This is a genomic window from Nostoc sp. DSM 114167, from assembly GCF_052692655.1.
Map to the genome: position 1 here is coordinate 4,696,131 of NZ_CP195116.1, position 26,375 is coordinate 4,722,505.

Below are 26,375 nucleotides of genomic sequence, written 5' to 3' on the forward strand. Positions count from 1 at the left end.
GAGTCGCCATCTAGGTGACATTGGTAGCGATTAAATGACTGCCGACCCTATGCAAATTGAATGTGAAAGAGGTTATCAAATCTGATTAACAAGCTACAGTATATACCTGTAACATAACAACCAATTAGGTAATACTTGCCTTTTGACTAATGACTCAAGTAGATATTCTGATCCTTTCAAATGGCCCAGGTGAAGTAACAACCTGGGTGCGTCCAGTAGTAAAGGCGTTGCGGCAAGAACTAGGGGATGACCGTTCTATAGTGAGGATTTCTGTGGTATTATCGCCTTGCTCAAATGCCAGTGGTAAAGAAGCAGCGATCGCTCTTTCTTACCCCGAAGTAGATAGAGTTCAGGGAGCAGAACATTTTTGGCAATTTTTGCTTTGGGGTAAAACATTTGAAAATTGGGATTGGAGAAGTCGCGGTGTTATCGTTTTTTTGGGCGGCGATCAAATTTTTCCAGTGATTATAGGCAAAAAGCTCGGATATCGCACAGTTGTTTACGCCGAATGGGAAGCCAGATGGCATAACTGGATTGATCGCTTTGGTGTGATGAAACCCGAAGTAGCAGCCAAAGTCCCAGCAAAATATGCTCAGAAATTCACTGTTGTCGGTGATTTGATGCTAGAAGCTAGTAGTCAAGAGTCATTAGTCATTGGTCATTTGTCCTTAGCAAATGACAAAGGACAAATGACTAATGACATAAACGCGTCAGTGACTTCCCACAGCGTAGGACAAAAGACTGAATTGATTGGTTTACTCCCTGGTTCAAAAGCAGCAAAATTAGCCCAAGGAGTACCATTATGTTTAGCTATTGCCGAATACATTCATGCAAAAAGACCGCAAATCAGATTTGTGATTCCTGTAGCCCCAACTTTGGATTTACCAACTTTAGCTAGTTTTGCCAATCCCCAAAAGAACTCTATTGCTGAAATCTTTGGCTTTGGCGGTGCTTCCTTAATTATCCCAGAGGATGCTCAAGGCAAGGCATTGCTCAAAACAGCAACGGGCTTAACTGTAGAACTGTGGCAAGAAAACCCTGCATATCACTTATTATCCCAGTGCTGCATCTGCTTAACTACGGTGGGGGCAAACACTGCTGAACTTGGTGCTTTAGGAGTGCCAATGATTGTTTTACTACCAACGCAGCAACTTGACGCTATGCGTTCTTGGGATGGTTTACCTGGATTGTTGGCAAATCTGCCAGTAGTCGGTACGCTATGCGCTAAGGCAATCAATTGGTCATTTCTGAGATTTGTGAGACGTAAAGGTTTATTAGCATGGCCAAATATCTGGGCACAAGAAGAGATAGTCCCAGAAATTATGGGTAAAGTTCAACCACAAGATATTGGAGAAATGGTTTTAGATTTTTTGGCGAATCCAGAAAAATTGGATGATATGCGCGCTAAACTCCGTAATATTCGCGGTGAAAACGGTGCAGCGCAGAAGATAGCACAGATTGTTGGTGAGGAGATTGGGAAGTAGGGAAAGATGAGGGAGTAATCAAAGCAACATCCCCCTAATTTTTACTCTGGCTTAACGTGAGTTAGACAAGTATTATTTGACGTCTCCCCCAACCCCTCTCCGACACGGAGAGGGGAGCAAAAGCTGAATTTTTCGCTACTCCTCCCTTTGGGTTTCGGAGAGGTTCATCGAACTCACTCTGGCTTAATCTGAAGATTCTCCATCCCTGCGCCCAAGTTCATAAATGCCAGCACCCATACAGGCTAATATACCTGTACTAATTCCCCAACTCTCGCCTAAACTAATTTCCAGACCCCAGTTACATAAAGTGCCGACTACCAAAAAAGGCACAATGCTAAACAGTGAGGCGTAGAAAGCATTTTGGGATTCTCTGGCTTTACGAGTCTTTTCAAATTCTGACTGGCTGGTGTAGAGCGATCGCTCGGCAAAGTTAAACCAGCGATTGAGTTGCTCGATTACCCATTCATTGACTCTGGAAAAACCTAGATATAGCGCCAATGACCACAAACTCGCTCCAGCGATCGCGATCGTGTCTAACTCAAAACGGAAAGGTAAAATTTCAGTCAGCATTGCTTAGGTGAATCCTGCAAAGGGTTAACTTTAGCTGTCAGTAGATGCTAAATAAACCTCTTGTGCAATTTTAAGCATAAAAGCTCACAAGATTTCAACTACTTAGTAAATATCCAGCTTCTTAGCTTGTTTACACCCGTTTTACACTCATTCTCTATCTAAAGGTATCAAAAAATACCTCACATTTTAGTTTAAGCTACAACAGTTTTCCTATATAAGCTAGTACCTACAAACCACAAACCCCTTGAAATTATTATATTTCAAGGGGTTTAATATAGTGCCAGGAACCGGACTTGAACCGGTGACACGAGGATTTTCAGTCCTCTGCTCTACCAACTGAGCTATCCCGGCTGGGGCTTTTGTGAGCCACGATTAATCAATGTAGCAAAGATAAAAGAATATAGCAAGTCTTTGGAGAAAAATAGTTATGCAGCTTTCAAACTCAACTTAAACCAGATGAAAACGGCTACAAATAGTAGAAATTGGACAAGAACAATACTTGGCCCAGAAGCAAAGTTGAAAATACCTGACACAATGATCCCAGCAATGCTGCTAATGGAACCAACTATCACCGACATGACTAGAAAGCGGCTAAAGTGGTGACTCATCAGTTTGGCGGTAGAGGCGGGAATGACCAAAAAGGCGTTGACTAATAAAACGCCAACAGCTTTAATCGCGACAGCAACGGCGAGTGAAAGCAAGACTACAAAAGCGTAGCGGTACAATTGGACGGGAACACCTTGAACTTGGGCGACATCGGGGTTAAGGGTCAATAAAATTTGCTGTCGCAGAGTTGATAATAAAAATATGCCACCTCCCACAAGTACTAGCAGCGTCAAAATCAAATCTGTGGTGTCGATCGCTAGAATATCCCCAAACAGTACAGCCATCAAGTTGCCACGATATCCTTTAATTAGGCTCGTGAGAATTAAACCGATCGCTAATGCCCCAGATAGCACTATGCTAAGTACGCTATCGCTAGCTAAGTCGGTTTTATCGATAAAGTAAAGAACAATAACCCCAAAAACTAAGGTAAAAGGTAACAGCATCCAAGTAGGATTTATTTGTAGCAGTACACCTAACGCCACACCTACTAATGCTGCATGACCAACTGCGTGACTGAAAAATGATAACTGGCGCAAGGTGACAAAACTACCCAACATCCCGCCAAGTATTCCCATCAATGCAGCACCTGCGATCGCACGCTGCATATAAGGGAATGTTAATAAGCTTACCAAATCATTAATATTGGCGATCGCAAGCCAAGTTATCTGACAATCATTGAAGAAATTCATACTTATAGGCATTAATGTTGGTGCTGGTAGCGGCTAAAACCTGGGCCGTAGGTTGCTAACAGGTTTTGCGGTGAAAGGGCAATTTCTGGCTTACCAGTACAAACAATGCTTTGGTTCAGGCAAAGCACGCGATCGCAATGGCGATTTACCATATCAATATCGTGAGAAACTTGTAATACTGTCCAACCCTCTTCTCGCTTTAATTCATTTAGCAAAGCATAAAAATCTGCTGCACCTTGTACATCAACACCAGCAAAGGCTTCATCTAGTACCAAGAGTTTCCGAGGCATTACCAAACAATAAGCCAATAAAACCCGCTTCAGTTGACCGCCGCTAAGAGTCCCAATAGCTTGATGCTGTAAATGATAAGCATCAGTTCGCCGTAAAGCTTCTGTTACTGCTGCCGATTTTTCGCGGTCTTGTCTCGACAATTTAGAGAAAAATGAATTCTTTCTTTTATCTTCCTTAGTCCATCCCAGTCCCACCAATTCGCTGACAGAAATAGGAAAACTGCGGTCAAAAATGAAGTTTTGCGGCATATAGCCCAACGTGTGGCGTAAATGTCCCAATCTGGCAATTGGACGACCCAAGATTTCAATCCTACCAGCACTTCGAGGGATCAAATCTAAAACCGCTTTTACCAGGGTACTTTTACCAGCACCATTGGGCCCGACGATAGCTGTATCTGTTCCTGGCAATAATTCAAAGGATACATCTCGAACAGCTAGATAGCTGCCTTGATAGACAGTTAATCCTTCTACTTTCAAAATAGGAATGTTATTGGTCATTGGTCATTGGTCATTGGTCATTAGTCATTGGTCATTGGTCATTGGTCATTAGTCATTGGTCATTGGTCATTGGTCATTTGTAAAGAACAAAAGAGAAATGATTAATGATAAATCTATTTACATGCAGTTTCTAAAGTTTGCAAGTTAGCTTTCATCGCTTTAAAGTAACGCTGCGGATCTGTTTCGCCATTTTCTAGAGAATCCAGAGTACGCAAATTTAATTTCAAGTCTTTGGAAAGGCTGGTTAGAAGTTTATTATCTACTCCTGGCTCACTAAATAAAGCTTTAACTTTGTACTGTTTTACGGCATTAATTGCATTTTGTACATCCGTTGGAGAAAGCTGGTCTTCGGGAATTTCTACCACAGCGACTTGCTTGAGGTTATAGCGTTTAGCTAAATATGGAAACGCATCATGAAAGGTAATAAAGGTGCAACTGGTATTTTTTTGCAAAATCTGCTGAAATTCGCTGTTTAAACTTTCTAATTCTTTAATATAAGCTGTGGCATTTGCTTCGTAAGTAGCTTTGTTAGCGGGGTCGGCTGCAATTAATCCATCGCGAATATTTGTTACCTGTTGTTTTGCCAAAACTGGATCTAACCAAACGTGAGGATTACCTTGGGCATGATTATGGTCTTTTTCATCTTGAGTCGTTTTCACAACAGGTGAGATTTCATTTAAGGGTTTAATACCAATACTTGCATCAATTTCAGTTAATTTGGGATTTTGGGCATTTTTCACAGTACCTTCCAGAAATTCCTCCAAACCTAAACCATTTTTTACTAACACATTGGCAGTAGCGATCGCTTTAACATTTCCTGGTGTCGCTTGGTATTCATGTACCTCCGTACCAGGTGGCACTAGAATTTCTACATCTGCGACATCCCCAGCTACTGCCTTAGTAAACAAATATATCGGCAAAAATGTCGCTACTACTTTAGTTTTTCCCGACTGTGCCTGTGGGTTAGAAGCAGCTTCTTGTGCTTGCGGCAACTGTTCGGAAGTTGTTCCCTGATTTGGATTCGATTGACTACACCCAGTAGCCATCGACAACATTAGCAGAGCAATTATGGGCAAGATGCCGCTTCTTTGCCTACCTGTTCTAACTTCTGTGCAATTCACAATCACGTATTTTGCCTCCAAAACGGATGCTTGCTCTACCTCTGTCATCATCGCTATTGACAATGGGAAGTATTCTAAACTTTATACTATAATAATTCTCATTCTCATTTTAAGTACATAATATCATTCTGAGTTTGCTGTGTAATGAGTAACAACAAAACTTTTTCAGACGGTACAGCCCTCTGCAATTTAGTTTTCCCTAAATAATTAGGGTTTGTTGACTTTTTTTGTTAAAAAGTTTCCTCTCTTCTGATAAGATTGCTGACAAATATTCTCATAAAATACACGTTTAAAAAACGTGGTTTGGGTGTGAGTTGGAGATCGGTGTGAGGAGAGAAATGCAAAAATTCTGGAAATATCTGCTAGTTAGTCCAGCAGTCTGCGGTGTCATGCTATTTGTGAATACTGCTACATTTGCAGGTGAAACTTCTAGCATGTCTGAAATCAATCAAGTGCAAGTTTTAGCTAATCCAGACACAAAAGTTGAGACAAAAGCGCAAGTTACCTCCGTGTCTCAATTTTCTGATGTACAACCAACCGACTGGGCATTTCAAGCATTGCAATCCTTGGTTGAGCGCTATGGCTGTATTGCAGGATACCCAAATAGCACTTATCGCGGTAATCGGGCATTAACGCGATATGAGTTTGCTGCTGGTTTGAATGCTTGTCTCGATCGCGTTAACGAACTTATTGCGACAGCCACTGGCGATTTAGTTAACAAACAAGATTTAGCCACATTACAAAAGCTGCAAGAAGATTTTTCCGCCGAACTGGCGACACTCCGAGGCCGTGTAGATGCAGTAGAAGCGCGAACTGCTGAATTGGAGGCGAATCAGTTCTCAACCACAACTAAATTGCAAGCAGAAGTTGTCGCAGTCGCTAGCGATGTTTTGTCAGGAAATACAGTTAACGGTGCGGAAATTACAGATAAGAATACAACTTTAGGGTTACGGGCGCGGATACAATTCGTGACCAGCTTTACAGGAAAAGATACGCTGTTCACCAGAATCCAGGCTGATAATATTCTCAGTCCTAACATCGGTACGCCAGAGGGGAACTTATTTTTTGCTGGCGAGGATGGTACCACTAATGCTTTTATAGATGCCTTGTATTACAAATTCCCTCTGGGTGAAAAAACAGAGGTTACTGCTCTTGTCAACGCAGCCGCAGCAGATGATATTACCAGTACTGTCAATCTCTTTGACGGTGATGGCTCCTTTGGTGCTTTGTCCACGTTTGGTACACGCAACCCAATTTATAATCAGATAAATGGCGCGGGGTTGGCAGTAACGCACGAGTTCAGCGATCAATTGGCATTAAGTCTAGGGTATTTGAGTGGTACAGCTAATGACCCTACGCCCAATAATGGTTTGTTCAATGGTTCTTATGGTGCGTTGGCACAGCTGACAGTTAAACCAAGCGATCGCATTTCTATCGGTTTAACTTACATCAATTCCTACAATCAACCACTACTCACAGGTAGCAATGCCGCCACTTTCCAGGATATAGCAGCTATCCAGGGTTTACCAGAAGATCAAGTAGGATTTTCCAGTAATTCTTACGGTGTTGAAGCATCTATTGGCATTACTGATAATATCGTCTTGGGTGGTTGGGCTGGATACACCAACAGCCAAAGCTTGAGAGGAACTCGTGGAGACGTTGATATTTGGAACTATGCTGTCACCTTGGGCTTCCCTGACCTCGGTAAAAAAGGTAACTTAGCAGGTATCATCGCTGGTGTGGAGCCGAAAGTGACAAGTTCTAACATTGCAGGGTTGGATAGCGATCCTGATACATCCTATCATCTTGAGGCGTTCTACCAGTATAAGCTGAGTGACAATATCACCATTACTCCTGGAGTCATCTGGTTAACATCTCCAGATCATAACGACGCTAATGATGATGTTGTTATTGGTGCATTGAGAACCACATTCAGTTTCTAATTTTTTAAAATTTTAAAAGAAGACGCAAATTTATCTTTTGCGTCTTTTTTTGGATATAGGTTTAAAAATAGAACTTAGCATTTTTACCCAGCTTGATATCTAAAAACAACGTGAGTTCGACAGTTAGGAAAAGTCAAAAAAGTTGCTCGATATGAATTTGCTCAACTGAACATCCATGCAGCTTGAAAAAAGTCGCGTTCACAAAACATCGCATAACGATAAGTTGAATGCACAACAGAATTGGTAGCGGCATAATTGTCAACCAAATTTTCTAATTGTTGTGTCAGTGGTTGAAAATCTGCGCTGCTATAAGTACGAATCCAGTCTGCATATTGATGATTAGGAATACCGTTACAAGCCAATTTTTCTCCTAAAAAAGCATACAAACGCATACAGGGAGACATTGCCGCCGCAGTTAAACCTACATCTTTGCTCCAAGCAGTTGCTAACAAAAAATCAGTATAGCGGCGGGTGGCAGATGCAGGTTCTACAGCATACAAATTGACTCCCCACTCAGAAGCATAGCCACTATGCAGCCGCAATTCTTCTAAAACTCCACTAGCTAAATTATGAAATGTGGTGAAACCTAACCAGTCTGGTGCTTTAGCCGCGGCGATACTGTAGGCACGGGCAAAAGCTTCTAAGAAAAAAGCATCTTGCCCTACGTAGTAAGCAAATTTAGCTCGCTCAAGAGTACCATCGCCAATGCCTTGAACGAAAGAATGCTCTAAGCAAGCTTGGGCTAAGTCTTGATTTGCTGCCCATAATTCGTTAGATAAAGTCACGTCGCTTCGCTCCGAATTCAAAATTCAAAATTCAAAACACCCATAAATAAATTTAGTTGCTCTGTATCCTTTTCGTTTTCGGTCATTTGTCATTTGTCATTTGTTATTTGTCACTTGTACTGAGCGAAGCCGTAAAGCCTGCGGCATAGCTACGCTTCGGGCGCAGCCTCTCCAAGAGTTGTATTTGTCATTTGTCAACTATTATCTCCTTTAAAAAGGGAAGAAATTGAGCAAGACTGAGCCAATACTTCCCAAAAAGTCAACGAAGCTGGGTTTACCAGTACTTACCTTCTCATTAACCGGTGTTTGTAGTTCTTTTATAAAAGTTTGGGCTGTTAGGGTTCCAGTGCTGTTGTTTTGGGATGTAAACAATTTTTCTGCAACTTGAGCATCTTGGAATGCACCTTGTCTATCTAGTATTTGGTAACGAGCGACACCACGAGCAAGATAAGCATCTGCATATTCTGGTTTAATTGCGATCGCTTGATTAAAATAACTGATTGCTTGCTGTTGGTTGCCTTTTTGCCCTTCTGCTACACCCAAAGCATAAAAATCTGCTGGTGAAGCAATTTGTGATGGTATCGCAACTGCACCTTGAAAGTTAGTCCCATTCAAGTAAGCACCAGTTAGTTCTGCATTTGCTAAATAAGTATTTCTCAAATCAGCACCCGTCAAATTTGCCCCATTAAATTTAGCTTCGCTCAGGTTAACGCCAAATAAACTCGCGCCACTTAAGTTTGCACCGCGCAAATCTGCACCGCTCAAGTTTGCGCGGCTGAGGTTAGCACCTGTGAGATTAGCACCGCTCAAATTGGCTCCAGATAAGTCAGCCATCACTAAACCTGCACTCGTCAAATCACAGTTTTGACATTGTTTGGTTGCTAATAACTGTTTAACATGTTCAGAATTAGCTGCTTGTACGGTCGTTGTCAAACTAATCGTGGTTAAAAATGCAACTGCACTTAGAAATTGATTCTTCATATTTATGTAATATTCCTTACTCAATAACAGTATTAACTGAGATGGATTTATACCTCAGCATTATGATATGAGCAATCTCAATAATTTGTCCTCTGTAGTTGCCTACATCACTTATAAATTGGTGATACCTTTCCTGTAGAACCTTACGCTAAAGGATTCTATAAAAATCGGGAAAGTATAAATTGAGCCGATATTAAGATTGATAACCCCAGTAATAAGGGTAAATGAGCATTATTTGTCAAGATAAATGATACACTTTACTAGAGACAAAATTGATGTTACAAAATTAAACTCACTGCAAAATATCGCTTCCAAAAAATCATCTGTAACATCCAAATAATTAGTATTTGTTAAAATCAAGTCAATTAGTAGAGCAGTATCCAAGCCTAAAGTTTGCCCTATAACTGGACTAGTCATTATCATCAGAGATGCTTGAACTCAGGAGCAAAATGATAGATTTGCTTTTAGATACCCTGATTTTAAATAAATATGAGACTATAGAAATATTAAGGCAGTCAGAAAAACGTGAGTCAGCAAGACAAACTCTTAGACAAAATTCTCTCTGGGACTTCTGATACAGATATCCCTTTTGCCCAACTGTGGCAACTTTTATATACACTAGGCTTTGAAGAACGGATTCGTGGCGATCATCGTATTTTTGTCAAAGCCGATGTTGAGGAAATATTGAACCTGCAACATAAAAAAGGAAAAGCCAAAAGTTATCAAATTAAACAAGTTCGGGCAGTGATTCTCAAGTATAAGCTAGGAAGTAAAAATGATGTTTCGGTATGAAATTATTCTCTACTGGAGTGAATTAGATCGAGCCTTTATTGCTGAAGTCCCAGAGTTATCAGGCTGTGCTGCTGACGGTGATACTTATCAAGAAGCCCTGCATAATGTAGAATTAGTTGTGCAGGAATGGATAGAAACTGCTAAGGATTTGGGGCGTCCAGTTCCTGAGCCTAGACCGCGTTTGATGTACATTTAATTGATATACAAACCAAGTTAAACTGATTTTTTAGCATCATCAGAAATATTTAATACCATATTAGATACGGATCGGAAAAATTTTCGCTATAGGCTTCTCGTTGGTATGCAATAAACTCTGACCTCTTTCTAAACCTCTCTTCTTTTAAGAAGGAGGCTTTGAATGTTACTCCCCAACGCTAGTAGGGAAGAGTTGAGGCAATACTTTTCGGGCTTCGGGGCAAAAAGTTTGAATTTACCTTTCCCTAGACCAAAAGAGGGATTTTTAGGTTTATCCAAATAGTATTGAGAGTTGAGAGCTAGGTCTTTATTAGACCTCTTGCACGAATGCAAAACTTGCCCTCATCCCCCAACCCCTTCTCCCAATTTTGGGAGAAGGGGAGTCAATTTTAAAGTCCCTCTGCCTAGCTTGGGAGAGGGATTTAGGGTGAGGGTAAGGGATTCATGCAAGAAGTCTATTGAACTAAACACAGAAGCGCTATAAAGTCTAATTGAAAAGCTTAGTTACTGACAACCTTACAAATCACCATAATATGTGATTTGTATTTGTTAGTAGTATAGTGAACAATTTGTAGTCCAGAACGTTCTAGTTCTTGCAATAGTTTAGGCATTTCATACTTGTGATGTCGCCAAATAGTAATTTCTTCACCTTCAGAGATTGCAATATTTTTATCTATTCCCATCCGACTAAAATTGATAGTGTAATCATGATGTAATTTCAGATTAGCAACAATACTATCTGTTTTTAAATCGTATTTTCTCACTAGTTCACAATCTTCAGATTTAATCCCAATCTTCTTTTTAACCCATGCATATACTTCTTCTACATGATACTTGCAGCCACCTCTAACTATTCCATCCCATGTAGAGTTAGAACCAGTTTCATTAGTAAATACTAAAAGATCATTTTTTCCCATACTATCTCTAAAATTTTTGAAAACCTCATCTCTATTTTGATGATTTCCAATAGTAACTCCTAAGTGGAAAAATATTTTCGCTGTGTCGTCCATTTCAAGGCTAGCTTGATTTTGGAATAAAATTTTGGGTACACAACTACTTTCTATGTCAATTGTGGAACTGATAAACTCGACTAGTGGAAACCATTTTCTGAAATTGCTTTTGGAGACGCGAAGCAATTCTTCACTAATGTCTAAAGCAACATATTTATTAACTTTTCCTAATTTGTTTAGTCTGCGAATAAACTTTTTAACTGGATAGGAATTACCTGCACCAACGTCTATAATATTTACTCTGTCACCAATGCTTATACGATCATTCAGGTATTTAAAATTATCTTTTAAAAGGTCAATTTCTACATTTGCTCTTCCATACCATCTAGGAATAGCATGTTTTAGATAAAAATCGTTCCAAATTTTTGCACCTCTCCCTTTATATGAATACTTGAGAGGGATTTCTCGTTTGACTTCTAATGCATGAATTATTCCTGAAATTTCTTCTTCAGAAAAAAGAGAGTAGAACTCAGAACTTGGCTTTGCTGTGCGACTGATAGTAGTTGAGATATCCGAGGGAAGTTGGGAATTACGATGAAAATTTTGAGCCATTATTCTTGTTCTTTGGTTTTCTTCGGTCTTGAAATTGATTAGCCGTAATGCTTGCTAAAAATGTATTCTCCCATGCCACTGTCCCAAAACTCGAAATTTGCACCACAAATAATTTGCCGCAAGTCATACAGAATTTAATCAAAAACAACATAAACCTTGCTACTCTTCTTTTGGCGGAGATGCTATGCTAACGGGAAAGCTCCGCGAACGTCGTTCCTCTTCGCAATTAGATATTAGATTTAGTTATATCTGTCTACTTACATTATGGTAGATAATTCCCAAGAGCCAAAAGAGCATGATGTATCTCTGTGCGGTCATTATAAAGTCCCAGCAGATGATGTAGTTTTGGGAGAACTTGAAAGAATTAACCAGTTGATGATGCATGGAAGGATTGAGCAAAAAATTGATGCTCTTCTGGATGCTTTTGAATATGGTCAAGCTGGCTTACAAATAATTATTCATTCGTTGCATGACTCTTCAATAGAAGTGAGAGAAGCTGCCTATTTTCTACTTCAAGAAAGTACAGAATGGTCAGCAAAAGAGGTCTTACAAGAATATATACCTATGAATTTTTTAAATGCCTTCATGCATGGAATGGGCAAACTGTAATGTCTTTGTGTTCTTCAATCAGTTCAGATTGGAAAACTCTAGTAAGTGTTGATAATGGAAAATGCAACCTTTGGGATTTAAGAACAGGTCAGCTAATACGCACTTTGGATATCAATTTACCAAATGATGATATTGATGATGTTACTGATTATGTTAATATCGCTTTCATCCCTGATACGCAAACCCTTATCATTGCATCTGAAGGTATAGTAAGTCTATGGGACATACAAACAGAGGAGATAATTCGCACTTTAAAAGGGAATTACGCTGGCTCTTTCGCTACCAATTTGCTGAATAAAACAACCATCTCTCTCGGTCGTCGCGTTCATGATGACTACTCTGACTCTGAACACCCTGTTAAAGTCTGGAATTTACAGACAGGTCAGCTAGTTAGTACTATATACGGGCATAATACAGCTGAAGAGAACGATCTGATCGTCAACCCCTCAGAGCAGTTTCTCACTATTATGTATTGTCACTTTAAGGATGCACGTGGTTTTTATGACATAGTTCTTAAAATGTGGGATTTACAAACTGGTGAACGACGAATTGCTACATTTAATGTGCCTCTTAGTAAATCGGATAAAACTTTTTTCCCTACCTTAAGCCAAGATGGAAAAACTCTTGTTACTTGCAGTGGGGATGCCAGCATCAAAGTGTGGAATTTCCAAACAAAGAAGATAGTTCATATTTTCCAAGGTCATCGAATTATTCACGGTCATCAACCTATTTTCCTAAGCCCCCAAGCCAATATTCTTGCAAGTGTAGGGGTCGAGAATAGAATAAATACTATCATTTTATGGGATTTAATTAGAGGAGAAAAAATACATATACTTGAAGGCTCCGCACCTGTGGCTTTCAGTACAGATGCTAAAGTTATCGTAAGTGGAGGTGCAGACAATACAATCATTGTGTGGGATTTACAAACGGGTGAAAAACTTTGCATACTGGAAGGTCATTCATCTCGAATTGTAGACATTGCTATCAGCCCAGATGGCCAAACTATTGTCAGTTCCAGTGACATTAGTAGTTACTTTGCTAACGATGCTACTATCAAAGTCTGGGGAGTGTGATAATACTAACACCCTTGATGGACTAGCCAATTGGTTTTTTACAATCAAAAATAGGAGATAATTTTCCAAAGATAGAGGGGTAAATACCATTGGTTCAGCAACCAGAACTCCAAGAAACTTCGTCGATAAAGGCAACCCAGCGCGTGCTTAAAAGTTTAAGCACTTACCGGTGGACTTCACTGGGAGCATTAGTCAGCCTGTTGCTGTTGACGATCGCCAACGCACTCACTCCACAACTATTTCGGTGGGGAATTGATGAGGGAATCGCGCCAAAAAATCTCCAAATTGTGCTATATAGCGCCGCCTGGATGGTAGTTGCCGCGATCGCTCGTGGTGTATTTAACTTTGGACAAAGCTATTTAGCAGAAGCAGCATCTCAGGGTGTTGCTTATGAACTGCGAAACAAAATTTTCAGCAAAATCCAAAATCTCAGTTTCAGCTTTCATGACCAGGCGCAGACTTCCCAACTACTAACCCGTGTCACCAGCGACATTGAACAAATTCGTACCTTTGTTGGTACTAGTTTAATTCAGGTCGTCGGTTCAGTTGTGACATTGGTGAGTATTTCGGTGGTTTTGCTGGTGATGAACTGGCAATTAGCACTGATTAGCCTAACAGCAGTGCCCATAACCGCATGGTTAATGGCACTATTCGTCAGCCGAAATAACAAACTTTTTCGGCAAGTACAAGAGCAACTGAGCAACCTCAATGCTATCTTGCAAGAGAACTTGCTAGGAATCCGTGTAGTTAAAGCCTTTGTGCGGGAGTCAACCGAAAGGTCGCGTTACACAACTCTGAATGATGGCCTAGTCAAGGCAAACATGAAGACCATTAGCGCCATCCGCGATACCTTTCCCTTGATATTCTTGCTGAGTAATTTGGTAACACTGGCAGTTTTCGCCTATGGGGGAGCGCAGGTGATTGGGCGCAGATTTTCCATTGGCGAGCTGGTGGCGTTTAACTCCTACCTAGCGTTGATTCTCCAACCAATTTTGTTGATTGGATTTGCCGCACCCGCGATCGCTCAAGCAGCTGCTTCCGCCGAACGTGTCTACGAAGTTGTGGATGCAGAGGTAGAAATTCGCGATTGCCCTGGTGCTGTCCCCTTTGACACCTGCGGTGGTAGAATTACCTTTGAAAATGTTTCCTTTCGCTATCCCGGAGCGACAACCGAAACTCTCAAAGAAGTATCCTTTGAAACCAAGCCTAACGAGCTAATCGCCGTTCTCGGAATGACTGGTTCGGGAAAAAGCACAATCATGAACCTGATTCCTCGCTTTTACGATGTCACCAAGGGAGCAGTTCGCATTGACGGACGAGATATAAAAAGTTTCACACTCAAAAGCCTCAGATCGCATATTGGGATTGTCTTTCAGGAAACCACCCTCTTTTCTGGCACAATCCGCGAAAATATTGCCTACGCCAAACCTGATGCCACCTTAGAAGAGGTGATTGAAGTTGCGAAAACCGCCCAAATGCACGATTTTATTAGCGGTCTAGCTGATGGCTACGAGACGATTGTGGGCGAACGGGGCGTAGGCTTATCTGGTGGACAAAAGCAGCGAATTGCGATCGCTCGTACCTTACTAACCGATTACAGCATTCTGATACTTGACGATAGTACCTCGGCTATAGATGCCAAAACTGCCGCCCAAATTCAAGCCGAACTAGATGGTTTAATGCGCCAAAAAGCTTGTACAACCTTTGTAGTAGCTCAACGTATTAGCACTGTTAAAAATGCCGATCGCATTTTTCTCATGGATAAAGGACGATTGGTAGCACAAGGCACTCACGAAGAATTGATGCAAACCAGTCCACTCTACGGTGTAATTTTGGAATCTCAGGTAAAGCCGAAGGAGAAAAAATGAGAGGCACTATTCCCGTTGTTGCATCTGAGGAAAACGCAAGTCAGCAATTTTCCACCCTGCGGCGCTTTTTACAATACGTGCTGCTTTATCGCAAAGAAATTCCCATCGCTCTGACATTAGTATTAATTGGTGCCATAACTCAGGCAGTTGGACCATTCTTTCTCGGCTGGTCGATCGATCGTTTGATTGCACAAGGGAATTTGCAAGGACTGCTGATGTTGTTAGGGCTACTAGGGCTGAACTACGGACTTGGTGTCTTAGCAATTCGGGGTCAAATTATTCGAGTCGGCTGGATTATGCAGCGATTGCTGGCTCAACTAAGACAAGATATTTTCATTAAAATCCAAAGTCTGCCACTCAGCTTTTTCGATCGCAGCGAAGCAGGCGATTTAATGAGCCGCTTGCTGAATGATGTCAATACCGTGAATCAAGCATTTGGACTGACGATTGCCCAAATGCTGGGCAATACTTTCAGTTTGGTGGGCATTGTAATTGCCATGCTCTCAATCAACCTGCGACTTGGTTTGTTGAGCAATCTGGTTGTGCCACTGATGATTTTTACCACAAGCTTATTTGCACGTTGGGCAAGAGTCAGATTTCGCGTCACCCGACAAACCATTGGGGAACTTTCCGCCAAGTTAGAAGAAGATATTGGCAGTGTCCGAGAAGCACAAGCATTTAATCGCGTACAGATGAATATCGCAGAATTTGATATTCTTAACGCCGCTAATAGAGATGCCAACGTTGAGGCTGTGGCAATTACTTCCGCCTTTTTGCCCTCTATCGATTTTCTCAACACACTAGCAACGGCTGGCGTGCTAGCCTATGGCGGTTATCTAGCGGTAACAGGAGCTGCAACAGTGGGTGTAGTGACATCCTTTTTACTTTACGTCCAGCAGTTCTTCCGCCCGATCCAAATTCTCAGCCAGTTTTATACTCAAGCTCAATCTGCCTTCGCCGGATTAGAGCGAATATTTCTATTATTAGATGAACCGTCAGAACTCAAAGATGCACCTGATGCCATAGAAATGCCGCCTATTCAAGGTGAGGTGACATTCGAGAATGTCAAATTTGGCTATAACCCAGATCGACTGGTTCTTAAAGGAGTGAATTTACACGCCTATCCAGGACAGATGGTTGCATTAGTCGGGCCAACCGGTTCGGGAAAAAGTACAATTATTAACTTGATTTTGCGTTTCTATGATGTATCAAGCGGTGCAGTGAAAATTGACAATATTGATGTGCGTAGCGTGACTCAAGCAAGTCTGCGCCGTCAAATTGGCATCGTCCTGCAAGACAATATTTTGTTTACCGGCACTGTCGCCGAAAATATAGCTTTTGGCGCTCCTTACGCCAGCCAAGCTGATATCGAAGCGGCTGCACAACTAGCAAATGTGCATGAGTTCATTACCTCATTACCACAGGGTTATACAACTCAATTAGGCGAACGGGGAGCGCCCTTGAGTCAAGGACAGCGACAACTAATCAGTATTGCTCGGGCGGTATTAATTAATCCCCGAATTCTGATTTTGGATGAAGCCACCAGCAGCATCGATACCCGCACAGAAGCACTAGTACAAAGTGCGATCGCTCGTTTGCTCCAAGGTCGTACTAGTTTCGTAATTGCCCACCGCCTCAGTACAGTTACGCAGGCAGATCGGGTATTAGTAATTCAGCAGGGACAAATTGTCGAACAGGGTACTCACGCCGAACTCATTAATCAGCAAGGTGTTTATGCCAACCTTTATGCTCTGCAACTGGGTGCAGCAGACACAATGGTTCTTCAAAACGAAAAGTAAAATATTATATATAGCTCAAATTTACTAATTGCCAGCAAAAAAAAATGAAGCTACCTAACCTTGATTCACAAACCATCGATCGCATCATTGAAATGGCATGGGAAGATAGAACATCTTTTGATGCAATTGAAGCTCAGTTTGGGCTGTTGGAGAAACAGGTAATCGCCTTAATGAGGCGCGAAATGAAAGAATCTAGTTTCAAGATGTGGCGAGAACGAGTCACCAAACGCAATACGAAGCATTTATCTCAGCGAGAATTTATTACAGGTCGGTTTAAATCGCATAATCAAAAAACCTAAGTAATTGGGTAAGCGTAGGCGTAGCCCGTCGTAGCATCGCTCTTTTGTGATATAAACCATCAAGGGCTAAAATGCTGTAAAAAGAATAAGCGTGCGATCGCTTGTACTCATTGAGTGAAAACTACCAAATTCACCAAGCACAATGACGAAAGTTACACTCTACATTGCAGCTAGTTTGGATGGCTACATTGCTCGTAGCGATGGCAAAATTGAGTGGCTATCAATCCTTGATACAGAAGATGAAGACTATGGTTATGGTGATTTCTACGAATCGATTGATGCGATCGTCTTGGGTAGCAAGACGTATGAAGTAGGGCTGGGTTTTGATCGATGGCCTTATCCAGAAAAAAAATCCTTCGTATTCACCCAGCGTAATTTCCAATCCGATCGTCAGGACGTTGTATTTGTTTCTCACCCAGTAAAACAGGCGTTAGCAGATATAGAGGCTCAAGGTTTTAAAAATATCTGGCTAGTTGGTGGCGGAGAATTAATCAATTCGTTTCTTCAGCACAGCTTGATTGACGAATATATTATTTCAACGATTCCAATTATCTTAGGTGGCGGTATACATCTTTTTCCACCATCTAACCATGAAGAAAAATTAGAGCTGATTAACTCACAACAATATCCAAGTGGTTTACTTCAAGCACATTATAGGCGAAAAGTAAATGGTTAAAATAATTCGTAATCCCTAATGATATTCTCTACGAATTACGAATTACGAATTAGCTAAACAAGCTTCTGAACAGCGTTGCTAAAGTCTTCGTAAGGAGAAACCCCTACTATAGTTTCTGCTAAAATACCATCTTTGAAAATTAAAACTGCTGGAATACTGCGAAGACCGAATTTTTTGAAAACGGGCTTATTCCTGTCAACATCTACCTTAACGACTTTAGCACGACCTTTGTATTCTTCGGCAAGTTGATCCATTAACGGACTGACTAGGCGACAGGGGCCACACCAAGTAGCAGTAAAATCAACAACAACAACTTTCTCTTCACTTCCATTTAAAACAATATCAAATTCACTTTCTTCAACGTAAGTAACTATGTCAGTATCAGTAGACATTTTTTAATTCCTTAGTGGCAAACTAAAATTTCAGCAAAAAACTAACTATACAAACTATACTCCCTTCTGAGTGTCAGATTAATTAGTTACCTACATTCATAGGAAAACTCCCACAGATGATTTTTGCTGTAATGGTATATTTAATGACTTATAGATTTTTACGTAGGTGCGATCGCATAACGCACATTACTATCCAAAAACCCCTACCTTCAAGGCGTAGAAGCGTCAACAGTCATTCTGCTGGTCAAATAATTCTAACAACCCAATTGTGCCGACAAAAAAAGTATAAATAGCATATTTTATTGGCATCTTTTGTCTTGAAGGTGCATAAAAAGCTGCTATAATACTTTCAATAAAATGGCATATCATCGCAAAACGCTCAATCAAAAAAATTGGATTAAGGCTGCTTGGTAGAGGAATGTTAGTTATTACTGCATAAATATTCCACGATTCCAATCCAATTGCGCTTGTTATCAGCGCTGTAGATATAATTTTTATAAAGGTATAAATCTTTTTCTCGATCGATTTTAAGTCCATACTGCTCAAAATAATATTTAACATATCTACAATACTTGGAAAATTAACCAAAAAGTTAATATGTTTTGTCTAAAAATTTGCCCTAAGCCAACCAATTTTATTTCATATTTTCATTTTTACAAAAGCCTATAAAAATATAAATATGCTACAGAGGTAAACTGGCACAGCTAGCTATATGTTCTCACGATGACAATTTCTATATTGGTAACTTACAAAAAATAAATTATCCTAAATTATTCGTACATTTGTATTAGGGGCGTACATTGGGGCATCCCTAAGATCGGATGTTTTTTAACTGGAAGTAGCTGAAGTCAATATTCCCAAAATTTTGAGAAGAGAACAGACTAAAAACTATGAGCTATTGAGATTAAATCGCCTAGATATTTCAAAAATGAAAAAAGTGTGGAATAATACATAAGTGAGAAATTTAATTGCACTCCATAGATTGATAATAAATGTAAAGCTATGATTGCTCAACATTACAACTCAATTCATGTTGAAAATGACTTGCTTAAACAAATCAAAATTAAAGAAAATCAGCTAAAAATTGCACAAGAGTCTGAAATGCTTCATGTAGCAGAAGAATTACAGAGTCAATTATTAAAGCTACAGTCTCAATTATCAGAGCCGCAAGAGCAAGACGCTGAAATTCAAGCGTTGATGAGTTTGCTAGACGAATAAGATTGTAAACTTTTGTTGCAAAATTGGAAATACAAAACCTCTGTTGGCCAAAAGCAAAGTATAGCGATCGTGATGTCTGGAAATGTAGCTTATGTGCTACAGTTTAAAAATTAACAAGACAAGCAAAAGCCATAGAAGAGTGATGATTCTTACTTAGATAAGACGTTGGGGTTTTTGCTGAGTATGTGGTCTTTTGCTTTGCGGTACTGAATCAATCTTCAGAATAGGTTTAATTGGGCGCTGTTGCCTTTGATTAAGAATTTGAATTTCTCTCTCAATTGAATTTTTTCCTTGTCTAAAAAATTCTTGAGAATTATATGGAACCAAGTCACGGGATAAATGTTGAGCTTGTCTTGGAGTCAAATTAGAAACTGCTTGTTCAGCATTGGCAGAAGTCTGTACAGCCAGTAAAAAAGCTGTTGAAAGCACCAAAGGTTTTATTTTTATACATCTGGTAAATATTAAGTTTAACATCGTTGATAGATCGGTTGCGTGAAGACAGTTTTCAACCATATTAGTCTTGGTCTGATTATAAATAAAATACATTTATTCCTTGCTAATTACCTCCTACAAATGGATGAATTATGAATTAACCAGCTAAACTATTAGTACAGTACAGCGTAAATATGGCTACTATCTAAATTAACCAGATAAGTTGCTCAAGCAACTGGTTAAAGTTAGACAAACCTTCCGCTACTTGAAATTTCGATGGATGTTGAAAGCAAGAGAATTGTGCTATTCAGTAGCTAATGGTATTTTCGCCTTTTGAAACACCCGCTCAACAGTAAATTGCAGTCCCTCAAACAAAGAATCTGTGAGTAGTTCTTCTCCCATATAAGTTTGTGGCGCTGCGTCTGGATAAAAAACAGTAATGCTTCTGGCTTTACTATCTAATATCCATACCCGCAGCACCTGAGCATCCAAATAGTCTTTGGCTTTAGCCGCCATTTGTCCAAAGGTTTGCCCTGGTGAGAGAGTCGCAGTCTTGGCGGTTTCCGCCGATTGCGAACTCTCGAACCCGAAGGGCGAAATAATCTCAATCACCAAATCAGGAGGAACAGGACAAGCTTCATTTTCATCCCAGTTGGCGGGTAAACGCTTATAAGAAATGTATAAAATATCTGGAATTGGCATCCAATCTCGTCCTCGACGAGTTAAAGCAACAGCCCATTCCGGGCAAACTTCTCCTTTACCCTCACACGATTGCTCAATCAAATTAAGAATAACGCGAGTAAGTTTCGCGTGAAAAAATTTTGGTGACATTTTAGGAATTGCTTGGCCATCAACTAGCTCATAAGTTATGTCTCCCTCGCTTGGTGGAAGATTTAGGAACTCTTGCAAAGTTAATTGATTTTTGCCTTGGAGTATCATGGCTCATTAATTCGTAATTGAAGAACAGAGCAACTAACTTTTATTCTGACTCCTTAATTCTTCTTCAAATTGTTCACATTCCCCGCAACACTTGCCGAATAATATCCGATGGCACTTCATCGGTAATTGTTACTACACCAATCTCTGTTGGTAAAACAAACCGCACTTTCCCCGCTTTGACTTTCTTATCTAACTGCAACGCCTCAATAATTGCTTCAATATCTACTCCATCTGGTAACTGAGTTGGTAAACCCGCTTTTTGAATTAAAGCATTTTGACGTTCTGTGTCTTCTTTTTGCCACAGTCCCAAATCCACAGCAATTTGACCGGCTGCTACCATACCAATAGCCACCGCTTCACCATGATTTACTAGACGATAACCAGTCAAACTTTCCACTGTATGACCGATGGTGTGTCCATAATTGAGAATTGCCCGTAATCCGCCTTCTTTCTCATCTTTGCCAACAACATCAGCTTTAGCTTGACAAGAGCGCGTTAATATGGTGGTTATTAAGTCAGGTTTGACATAGCGGAGTTGGTCGAGGCGTTTACTTGCTTCTAACTGGGTAAACAATTCGGCATCCCAAATCACACCGTACTTAATAACTTCTGCCATTCCTGCCCGAAACTCGCGCATAGGTAGAGTTTTTAACACATCTGGGTCAATCAAAACCAAACGCGGTTGATGGAATGCCCCAATTAAGTTTTTACCTTGGGGATGATTCACACCAGTTTTGCCACCAATTGCCGAATCTACCATCGCCAACAAAGAGGTAGGCACTTGGACAACATTAATACCGCGTAGCCAAGTTGCGGCTGCAAAGCCAGTCATATCGCCAATTACACCTCCGCCCAAAGCCACCATCGTAGAAGAACGTTCTAGGCGGTTTTCCAAGGCTACATCGTAGAGTTTTTGGATGGAATTGAGGGTTTTGTAGCGTTCACCAGGTGGTAGAGTGCAGCTAGCAACTTCAAAACCAGCAGATTTGAGGGATGTAATTGCTCTTTCGCCAAAATGCTTAAAAATCGTCGGATTAGAAACTAGCAGTACCTTCTTGCCCAGCTTGAGACTGGCCATCCGTTGACCCAGTCGATCTAAACTCGAAGGTGCGTTAGCGTCGCTCGACGTTCGCGTAGCGTCTCGTTCGCGCAGCGTCTCCAACGGGAGAAGAGAAGTTATCACAATCTCATAAGACTGCTCTGGTAAATTTACATTAATTACAGAAGTCATTGCCCAACCCCAAACAAGCGCTTGTGGGCTGTATTGTATCGCAATCTACGAAATGGGCATAGGGCATTGGGCATAGGGGATTGGTAAGAAGCAGGGAAGCAGCAAAGAAGTTGCAGTAAGTATTTCTCCTCTACCCCCATGCCCAATGTCCCATACCCCATCCCCAATACCCAACAACTAATGATTCAATAGATTTAGGAAGTATTCTGGAGAGCAATAAATGTTTGCAATTGTATCTTATATCGTCTTCTTGGGTTTATTCTTTGGCTTATCTGTAGGATTGCTGTTCGGTCTACGGACTGCCAAAATAATTTAATCGAGGTATATTTAACCCAAAACTCTTGTGGGGGCGGGCATCTTGCCTGCCCTCAGTTGACAAATAGGCTATAAAACCTTTACTTTTTCACCAATTCCGGCAACGTGGACTTAATAAAATTGCTGTAGGCTTTAGTCCGTCGGTACTTACTGCCTGATGTTGACAAGAAGTTAATTGTTTTTTCCTAAAGTATTGTTACTGGATCGTGATATGATTCAGCTGACTGAATGTGCAGTCATCATATTTAACTGTACTGGTTTCAAGTCCCGTGAGCTTGTCAGACGAATCAATTGCGCCCACTCCGACAACGCAACAAGATGCTAAAACTGGTTCTGAAGACACAGAATCAGGTAACTCCATGCAAGAGTTCTATCAACTCTTCCAGCGATTATTGGTAATCACGCTTGTCTTGACGGGGGTTATTTTTATCTCTGTGTGGATTTTTTATTCCTTAAACATTGCCCTAAATTATTTAATTGGGGCGTGTACAGGTGTGGTTTACTTAAAAATGTTGGCAAGAGATGTTGAGCAGCTTGGTAGTGAAAAAACCAGTCTGAGCAAAACTCGTTTTGCTCTGTTTATTGGAGTCATGATCGTAGCAACTCGATGGCGTGAGCTACAGATTTTGCCCATTTTTTTGGGATTTCTAACTTACAAAGCCACGCTCCTCGTCTATATGGTGCAAATTGCGTTCATTCCTGATTCTTAAAAAGTCAGGCTCACAAAGATAGTAATCCCATCCTCGCTCGTTGGGGAAAATGCTTGAAGAATGCAAATGCTTAGTGTCTTAAACGCCTTTAATTCTTTTCCCCTCGCCGAATTAGAAGTAGGTCATCATTTCTACTGGCAGTTGGGCAATCTTAAAATTCATGGGCAAGTTTTTCTCACCTCATGGTTTGTGATTAGTATTCTAGTAGTGGCTTCAATTGCTGCTACTCGCAACGCACAAAGAATTCCCAAGGGCATCCAGAATTTGATGGAATATGCCTTAGAATTTATTCGTGATTTGGCAAAAAACCAACTTGGTGAGAAAGAGTACCGCCCTTGGGTGCCATTTATTGGCACATTGTTCTTGTTTATTTTCGTATCGAACTGGTCAGGTGCGCTAATTCCCTGGAAGCTCATCAAGCTACCTTCGGGCGAATTGGCAGCTCCCACCAATGACATCAATACGACAGTCGCATTGGCATTGCTGACCTCTTTAGCGTACTTTTACGCAGGTTTTAGCAAACGGGGTTTAGGCTACTTTAAGAAATATATAGAGCCAACCCCTGTTTTGTTGCCGATCGCAATTCTCGAAGATTTCACCAAGCCCCTCTCCCTAAGCTTCCGGCTATTTGGTAATATTTTGGCGGATGAATTGGTAGTAGCGGTGCTGGTGCTACTAGTTCCTCTATTTGTACCTCTGCCTGTAATGGCCTTGGGTTTATTTACCAGTGCCATTCAAGCCCTGGTTTTTGCCACCCTAGCCGGAGCATACATTCATGAGGCAATGGAGGGGCATGGTGAAGAAGGACATGAGGAGCATTAAATCAGTGAACAGTTAATAGTGAACAGTTATCAAGCGTGCGGTGCAACTGACAACTGATAACTGGTAACTGAATAACTGTTAAACTTCTCAGTTGATAGCACAGTTCCAAGAGCATTTTCGCTCAAAACATCGCAAAGCGCGATCTAAAGAACTCAGGTGCAGCGTGAAAACCACGTTTCTAATTGTTAACGTAATGTCTGTTAGTTTTGTAATCAAAGCAAGGAAAATCAACATGGATCCATTAGTTCAGGCTGCTTCAGTTCTCGCTGCTGCTTTAGCGATTGGTTTAGCTGCAATTGGCCCTGGTATCGGTCAAGGAAACGCTGCTGGACAAGCAGTAGAAGGTATTGCTCGTCAACCTGAAGCAGAAGGAAAAATTCGCGGTACTCTGCTATTAACCTTGGCATTCATGGAATCCTTGACTATCTATGGTCTAGTAATTGCCCTGGTATTGCTGTTTGCTAATCCTTTCGGCTAATACCTAAAATTTTTGTGAGTGTGGAGACGTGAACCATCACGCCTCTACAATCAAAAGATTTTGGGTATCTTAATAGTTGTAATGTACAGTTGACCCTTGTTGGCTATGGGTCTCTAAAATATGAAAGGTTGGATGATGTTGCTAGCCATGAAAACTGCTACTCCAGCCAAAGAGGAGACAAATGTTTGATTTCGATGCTACCTTGCCCTTCATGGCATTGCAATTCCTGCTACTAGCAGCTTTGTTGAATGCAATTTTCTATAAGCCACTGACCAAGGTACTAGACGATCGCGATAATTATATCCGAACGAATACCCTTGAGGCGAAAGAAAGCTTGGCAAAAGCCGAGCGTTTAGCCGCCGAATATGAGCAGCAACTCGCAGACGCTCGCAGACAATCGCAAGCTACTCTAGAAGCAGCTCAACTGGAAGCTAAAAAAATTACTGCCGAGAAAATCGCCGAGGCCCAAAAGGAAGCTCAGTCTCAACGAGAACAAGCTTCTGTTGAAATAGAACAACAAAAGCAAGAAGCCTTTCGTACCTTAGAGCAACAAGTTGATGCTCTAAGCAGGCAGATTCTAGAAAAACTATTGGGGCCAACTCCAGTTAGATAAGCTAACCAGACTGGTTCCGTGAAAGCATAGGCGCAGCTGGTCCCTAGTCCAGAGCGCAAAATTTAAGTGTCAAAAAAAGGCACTTTTTCCCTTCTCGGGAAAGATACTTAGATTTCCTTACGGGGAAAAGATACTTAAATTTCCTTCACTTGGGAAAAATACAACGTATTAGCAAGCGAGCAGCGCACTTGTAAATGGGTATCATGGGGACATTGTTATTACTTGCCGCAGAAGCGAACGCTGTTGGCTCTGAATTGGCAGAAGGCGCAGCAGAAGGTGGTTTCGGTCTAAACCTAGACATTTTTGAAACCAATCTGATCAATCTAACGATTCTGATTGGCATATTATTCTACTTCGGACGTAAGGTTTTAAGCAATATCCTGAACGAGCGACAATCCAATATTGCCACTGCAATTCAGGAAGCAGAAGGGCGCTTAAAAGAGGCAAAGACTGCCCTTTCCCAAGCGCAAGAGCAATTGAAGCAATCTCAAGCAGAGGCAGAACGCATCCGCCAATCTGCCACAGAAAACGCCCAAAAGACGAAAGAAGCCTTGTTAGCGAAGGCAGCGCAAGACGTAGAACGCTTGAAACAAACAGCAGCAGCAGATTTAAATACCGAAACAGAGCGAGCGATATCGCTCAACTACGGCAAAGAGTTGCTGCACTAGCATTGCAAAAAGTCGAATCGCAACTCAAAGGCGGGATTGCCGACGATGCTCAACAAAGTTTAATTGACCGCAGCATCGCACAACTGGGAGGCAATGTATGACAAGTCAAGTAGCAACAGCCGAAGTAGCCCAACCCTATGCACAGGCACTTTTGTCAATAGCGCAATCGAAAAATTTGACAGAAGAGTTCGGGGAAGATGCGCGTACTTTACTGGGGCTGTTAAAAGCAGACAAACAGCTACAAAACTTCTTTGGCAACCCGTTTATTCAGCCTGAGAACAAAAAAGCTCTGATCAAACAAATACTTGGTGAAGGCTCTAACCCCTACTTACGCAACTTTTTGTTGGTGCTAGTAGACAAACGCCGCATTGCATTCTTGGAATCGATTTTTCAACAATATCTGGCGCTGTTGCGGCAGCTGAATCAAACCGTATTAGCGGAAGTGATTTCAGCCGTTCCCCTCACAGAAGCTCAACAGCAGGCAATCATTCAAAAGGTCATTGCCATAACTAATGCTCGCCAGGTAGAACTAGAAACCAGGGTAGACAACGAGTTAATTGGTGGTGTGATTATTAAAGTAGGTTCACAGGTAATTGATGCCAGTATCCGGGGTCAGTTGCGCCGCCTTTCATTGCGCTTAACTAATAGTTAAGAGTTAGGAGTAGAGACGCGATTAATCGCGTCTGTACAGGAGTTAGAAGTTAGGAGTTAGAAGTT

The 26,375-nt window shown here is 41.1% G+C and carries 29 protein-coding genes, 1 tRNA gene and 1 pseudogene; 18 read left to right on the forward strand and 13 right to left on the reverse strand.

Translation table 11 applies throughout. The annotated features are described in order from the left end of the window. The first annotated feature begins 149 nt into the window (after positions 1 to 149). Positions 150 to 1,484 carry a lipid-A-disaccharide synthase gene (locus tag NSTC731_RS19990; RefSeq protein WP_445626468.1) on the forward strand — a complete coding sequence of 445 codons (1,335 nt, stop codon included), beginning with the start codon at positions 150 to 152 and terminating at the stop codon, positions 1,482 to 1,484. Between the two features lie 183 nt (positions 1,485 to 1,667). Here NSTC731_RS19990 and NSTC731_RS19995 read toward each other — a convergent pair whose 3' ends face one another. From NSTC731_RS19995 to NSTC731_RS20015, 5 genes are all read right to left on the reverse strand, one after another. Then, the gene (locus NSTC731_RS19995; RefSeq protein ID WP_334866878.1) at positions 1,668 to 2,054 is read right to left on the reverse strand and encodes a hypothetical protein; all 387 of its coding nucleotides are present in this window, start codon (positions 2,052 to 2,054) and stop codon (positions 1,668 to 1,670) included. A 278-nt stretch (positions 2,055 to 2,332) separates the two neighbouring features. Continuing rightward, a tRNA-Phe gene (locus tag NSTC731_RS20000) sits at positions 2,333 to 2,405 on the reverse strand. 74 nt (positions 2,406 to 2,479) lie between these two features. Next, positions 2,480 to 3,349, reverse strand: a complete 870-nt coding sequence (locus NSTC731_RS20005) for a metal ABC transporter permease (RefSeq protein ID WP_445626469.1) — start codon at positions 3,347 to 3,349, stop codon at positions 2,480 to 2,482. 11 nt (positions 3,350 to 3,360) lie between these two features. Then, positions 3,361 to 4,137: a metal ABC transporter ATP-binding protein gene (locus NSTC731_RS20010; protein WP_445626470.1), complete on the reverse strand. Its 777-nt coding sequence runs from the start codon at positions 4,135 to 4,137 to the stop codon at positions 3,361 to 3,363. A gap of 113 nt (positions 4,138 to 4,250) precedes the next feature. Further along, positions 4,251 to 5,192, reverse strand: a complete 942-nt coding sequence (locus tag NSTC731_RS20015) for a metal ABC transporter substrate-binding protein (RefSeq protein ID WP_445632132.1) — start codon at positions 5,190 to 5,192, stop codon at positions 4,251 to 4,253. A gap of 404 nt (positions 5,193 to 5,596) precedes the next feature. Between NSTC731_RS20015 and NSTC731_RS20020 the strand changes: the two genes are divergently transcribed. Next, the gene (locus NSTC731_RS20020) at positions 5,597 to 7,201 is read left to right on the forward strand and encodes an iron uptake porin (protein ID WP_445626471.1); all 1,605 of its coding nucleotides are present in this window, start codon (positions 5,597 to 5,599) and stop codon (positions 7,199 to 7,201) included. A gap of 161 nt (positions 7,202 to 7,362) precedes the next feature. Here the strand turns inward: NSTC731_RS20020 and NSTC731_RS20025 are convergent, their stop codons facing one another. Continuing rightward, positions 7,363 to 7,986 carry a TenA family protein gene (locus NSTC731_RS20025; protein ID WP_445626472.1) on the reverse strand — a complete coding sequence of 208 codons (624 nt, stop codon included), beginning with the start codon at positions 7,984 to 7,986 and terminating at the stop codon, positions 7,363 to 7,365. A 210-nt stretch (positions 7,987 to 8,196) separates the two neighbouring features. Next, on the reverse strand, positions 8,197 to 8,967 hold the full coding sequence (locus NSTC731_RS20030; protein WP_445626473.1) for a pentapeptide repeat-containing protein: 771 nt from the start codon (positions 8,965 to 8,967) through the stop codon (positions 8,197 to 8,199). A gap of 525 nt (positions 8,968 to 9,492) precedes the next feature. On the opposite strand from NSTC731_RS20030, the gene NSTC731_RS20035 reads away from it, so the two are divergent. Together NSTC731_RS20035 and NSTC731_RS20040 are read left to right on the forward strand one after the other, a co-directional pair. Continuing rightward, positions 9,493 to 9,759 carry a type II toxin-antitoxin system HicA family toxin gene (locus NSTC731_RS20035; protein WP_292703480.1) on the forward strand — a complete coding sequence of 89 codons (267 nt, stop codon included), beginning with the start codon at positions 9,493 to 9,495 and terminating at the stop codon, positions 9,757 to 9,759. Then, positions 9,743 to 9,955 carry a type II toxin-antitoxin system HicB family antitoxin gene (locus NSTC731_RS20040; protein WP_099103575.1) on the forward strand — a complete coding sequence of 71 codons (213 nt, stop codon included), beginning with the start codon at positions 9,743 to 9,745 and terminating at the stop codon, positions 9,953 to 9,955. The genes NSTC731_RS20035 and NSTC731_RS20040 overlap by 17 nt, the downstream gene beginning before the upstream one ends. 499 nt (positions 9,956 to 10,454) lie before the next feature. Here the strand turns inward: NSTC731_RS20040 and NSTC731_RS20045 are convergent, their stop codons facing one another. Further along, positions 10,455 to 11,516: an L-histidine N(alpha)-methyltransferase gene (locus NSTC731_RS20045; RefSeq protein ID WP_445626474.1), complete on the reverse strand. Its 1,062-nt coding sequence runs from the start codon at positions 11,514 to 11,516 to the stop codon at positions 10,455 to 10,457. Between the two features lie 264 nt (positions 11,517 to 11,780). On the opposite strand from NSTC731_RS20045, the gene NSTC731_RS20050 reads away from it, so the two are divergent. The 6 genes from NSTC731_RS20050 (at position 11,781) to NSTC731_RS20075 (ending at position 17,840) form a co-directional block, all read left to right on the forward strand. Further along, positions 11,781 to 12,125: a hypothetical protein gene (locus NSTC731_RS20050; protein ID WP_445626475.1), complete on the forward strand. Its 345-nt coding sequence runs from the start codon at positions 11,781 to 11,783 to the stop codon at positions 12,123 to 12,125. Further along, a complete protein-coding gene (locus NSTC731_RS20055; RefSeq protein ID WP_445626476.1) occupies positions 12,125 to 13,198 on the forward strand; it encodes a WD40 repeat domain-containing protein in 1,074 nt (357 codons plus the stop codon). The genes NSTC731_RS20050 and NSTC731_RS20055 overlap by 1 nt, the downstream gene beginning before the upstream one ends. An 89-nt stretch (positions 13,199 to 13,287) precedes the next feature. Continuing rightward, on the forward strand, positions 13,288 to 15,066 hold the full coding sequence (locus NSTC731_RS20060; RefSeq protein ID WP_445626477.1) for an ABC transporter ATP-binding protein: 1,779 nt from the start codon (positions 13,288 to 13,290) through the stop codon (positions 15,064 to 15,066). After that, entirely contained in the window at positions 15,063 to 16,865 is a 1,803-nt protein-coding gene (locus NSTC731_RS20065) for an ABC transporter ATP-binding protein (RefSeq protein ID WP_445626478.1), read from the forward strand. Before NSTC731_RS20060 ends, NSTC731_RS20065 begins: the two co-directional genes overlap by 4 nt. Before the next feature lie 44 nt (positions 16,866 to 16,909). After that, positions 16,910 to 17,164 (forward strand): TIGR03643 family protein, encoded by a 255-nt coding sequence (locus NSTC731_RS20070; RefSeq protein WP_445626479.1) that lies wholly within the window; start codon positions 16,910 to 16,912, stop codon positions 17,162 to 17,164. 142 nt (positions 17,165 to 17,306) lie between these two features. After that, complete coding sequence (locus NSTC731_RS20075; protein ID WP_445626480.1) at positions 17,307 to 17,840, forward strand: dihydrofolate reductase family protein; 534 nt, start codon at positions 17,307 to 17,309, stop codon at positions 17,838 to 17,840. Between the two features lie 53 nt (positions 17,841 to 17,893). On the opposite strand, the gene trxA is transcribed toward NSTC731_RS20075, so the two are convergent. Both trxA and NSTC731_RS20085 read right to left on the reverse strand, forming a co-directional pair. Beyond that, on the reverse strand, positions 17,894 to 18,232 hold the full coding sequence (gene trxA, locus NSTC731_RS20080) for a thioredoxin (RefSeq protein WP_445626481.1): 339 nt from the start codon (positions 18,230 to 18,232) through the stop codon (positions 17,894 to 17,896). Positions 18,233 to 18,457: 225 nt separating this feature from the next. Next, complete coding sequence (locus NSTC731_RS20085; protein ID WP_445632133.1) at positions 18,458 to 18,769, reverse strand: hypothetical protein; 312 nt, start codon at positions 18,767 to 18,769, stop codon at positions 18,458 to 18,460. 465 nt (positions 18,770 to 19,234) lie between these two features. Here NSTC731_RS20085 and NSTC731_RS20090 point away from each other — a divergent pair, with 465 nt between their 5' ends. Further along, positions 19,235 to 19,450 carry a hypothetical protein gene (locus NSTC731_RS20090; protein WP_445626482.1) on the forward strand — a complete coding sequence of 72 codons (216 nt, stop codon included), beginning with the start codon at positions 19,235 to 19,237 and terminating at the stop codon, positions 19,448 to 19,450. Between the two features lie 153 nt (positions 19,451 to 19,603). On the opposite strand, the gene NSTC731_RS20095 is transcribed toward NSTC731_RS20090, so the two are convergent. The 3 genes from NSTC731_RS20095 to aroB all read right to left on the reverse strand — a co-directional run bounded on the left by NSTC731_RS20095 (position 19,604) and on the right by aroB (position 22,052). Continuing rightward, positions 19,604 to 19,996, reverse strand: a complete 393-nt coding sequence (locus tag NSTC731_RS20095) for a hypothetical protein (protein WP_445626483.1) — start codon at positions 19,994 to 19,996, stop codon at positions 19,604 to 19,606. A gap of 189 nt (positions 19,997 to 20,185) precedes the next feature. Continuing rightward, a complete protein-coding gene (locus tag NSTC731_RS20100; RefSeq protein ID WP_445626484.1) occupies positions 20,186 to 20,821 on the reverse strand; it encodes a Uma2 family endonuclease in 636 nt (211 codons plus the stop codon). Between the two features lie 73 nt (positions 20,822 to 20,894). Beyond that, the gene (gene aroB / locus NSTC731_RS20105) at positions 20,895 to 22,052 is read right to left on the reverse strand and encodes a 3-dehydroquinate synthase (protein ID WP_445626485.1); all 1,158 of its coding nucleotides are present in this window, start codon (positions 22,050 to 22,052) and stop codon (positions 20,895 to 20,897) included. A 220-nt stretch (positions 22,053 to 22,272) separates the two neighbouring features. Here aroB and petL point away from each other — a divergent pair, with 220 nt between their 5' ends. From petL to atpH, 7 genes and pseudogenes are all read left to right on the forward strand, one after another. Then, positions 22,273 to 22,368, forward strand: a complete 96-nt coding sequence (petL, locus tag NSTC731_RS20110; protein WP_099101760.1) for a cytochrome b6-f complex subunit PetL — start codon at positions 22,273 to 22,275, stop codon at positions 22,366 to 22,368. Positions 22,369 to 22,636: 268 nt separating this feature from the next. Then, a complete protein-coding gene (locus NSTC731_RS20115; protein ID WP_292873069.1) occupies positions 22,637 to 23,077 on the forward strand; it encodes an ATP synthase subunit I in 441 nt (146 codons plus the stop codon). A 60-nt stretch (positions 23,078 to 23,137) separates the two neighbouring features. Continuing rightward, positions 23,138 to 23,899 carry a F0F1 ATP synthase subunit A gene (gene atpB / locus NSTC731_RS20120; protein WP_322652708.1) on the forward strand — a complete coding sequence of 254 codons (762 nt, stop codon included), beginning with the start codon at positions 23,138 to 23,140 and terminating at the stop codon, positions 23,897 to 23,899. A gap of 232 nt (positions 23,900 to 24,131) precedes the next feature. After that, on the forward strand, positions 24,132 to 24,377 hold the full coding sequence (gene atpE / locus NSTC731_RS20125) for an ATP synthase F0 subunit C (protein WP_012411162.1): 246 nt from the start codon (positions 24,132 to 24,134) through the stop codon (positions 24,375 to 24,377). A 181-nt stretch (positions 24,378 to 24,558) separates the two neighbouring features. After that, a complete protein-coding gene (locus tag NSTC731_RS20130; protein WP_322715098.1) occupies positions 24,559 to 24,990 on the forward strand; it encodes a F0F1 ATP synthase subunit B' in 432 nt (143 codons plus the stop codon). 194 nt (positions 24,991 to 25,184) lie between these two features. Further along, positions 25,185 to 25,759: pseudogene (locus NSTC731_RS20135) on the forward strand (F0F1 ATP synthase subunit B). Beyond that, a complete protein-coding gene (atpH, locus tag NSTC731_RS20140) occupies positions 25,756 to 26,310 on the forward strand; it encodes an ATP synthase F1 subunit delta (protein WP_445626486.1) in 555 nt (184 codons plus the stop codon). Before NSTC731_RS20135 ends, atpH begins: the two are co-directional and overlap by 4 nt. Positions 26,311 to 26,375: the final 65 nt, after the last annotated feature.